The organism is Microvirga sp. HS2 (assembly GCF_055792805.1).
Genome location: NZ_JBVVAJ010000097.1, coordinates 1 through 1,219, shown reverse-complemented (window position 1 = coordinate 1,219; position 1,219 = coordinate 1). Strand labels below are relative to the sequence as shown.

Here is a 1,219-nt window from a genome sequence, read left to right as displayed (position 1 = left end):
GGGTCAGGCCCGGACTTTTCATCAGATCGGATCACTTCGGTCAGTGACCGCTGGTCGACATGGCCGACTTCTCGGGGTTGTGGTCTTTGAAGATCGCGGCGTTCTCAGGACCTTCCACCTGAAGAATGCCGGCCAGCCCGCGCTCTACCCGGCTCAGGGCATGGTCCACCAGGACGTAGTTGCCGGGAACCTCGACCTTGAAATCGACCACGCTGGCCCCGCCTGGAGGCGTGGTGATCGTCTGCACGTCCTTCAGCGGGCTGCTCAACGAAGCCAAAGGATAGGCCTTGTCGAAGATCTCGCCGATCACGTGGAAGGACGAGGTGTAGTTCGGGCCGCCCACGCCGAAGTAGATCCGCACGGTCTCACCGACCTTCGCCTTGAGAGGGTTCTTCTTCAGAGCATCGGTGCTGCCGTTGAAGATGAAGTATTCCGGCCGCTCGCTCACCAGCTTGTCATAGCTTTCGTCCAAATGGCCCTTCGCGCCGAGTGCCTGCTCCGTATAGATCTCGCCCTGCATGACGTAGAACTCATGATCCACCTTCGGCAGCCCCTCCTCCGGCTCCACCAGGATCAGGCCATACATGCCGTTGGCGATGTGCTGGGCCACCATGGGGGTTGCGCAGTGATAGACATACAGACCGGGGTTGAGCGCCTTGAACTCGAAGCCGCGGGTCTCGCCGGGAGCCGCCTCAGTCGCCTTGGCGCCGCCGCCAGGGCCGGTGACCGCATGGAAGTCGACGTTGTGCATCATGACGCTGTCGTCGGCATTCTTCAGGCTGACCTCGACGATATCGCCGACCCGCACCCGGACGAAGGGACCGGGCACCTTGTTGTTGAAGGTCCAGTAGTGATAGGTGGCGCCGTCCGCGAGCTGGCCGGTGACTTCGGTGGTCTCGAAGTTGACCTTGATGCGCTGCGGACCACGCTTGCCGATGGGAGCAGGAAGATCGGTGGGCAGGCGCACCACGCTCACGGGTGCCGCTGCAGCGGTGCTCGCATCTGGAATCCCGTGTGCATGCGGAGTGGCGGCGGCAACCTTGTCGCTCGCGTTGGCGCTGAGCGGAGCGCCGAGCCACGCTGCACCAGCGAGAGCTAAAACGGCAGCGGTCGCAAGCAGCGGCCGGCGTCCCGAGATCTTCATGGTCCTCATCATTCTCTCCTGTATCGGACCGTCTGGCGGATCATCGCGGTCCGTCATCGGATGAAGGCTTTGTAC

1 protein-coding gene is annotated in these 1,219 nt (G+C 62.7%); it reads right to left on the bottom strand.

Annotated features, from left to right (window positions below):
• Nucleotides 1–40: 40 nt before the first annotated feature.
• Nucleotides 41–1,153, bottom strand: a complete 1,113-nt coding sequence (gene nirK / locus ACS5Q0_RS27465) for a copper-containing nitrite reductase (RefSeq protein ID WP_473129787.1) — start codon at nucleotides 1,151–1,153, stop codon at nucleotides 41–43.
• Between the last annotated feature and the right edge of the window lie 66 nt (nucleotides 1,154–1,219).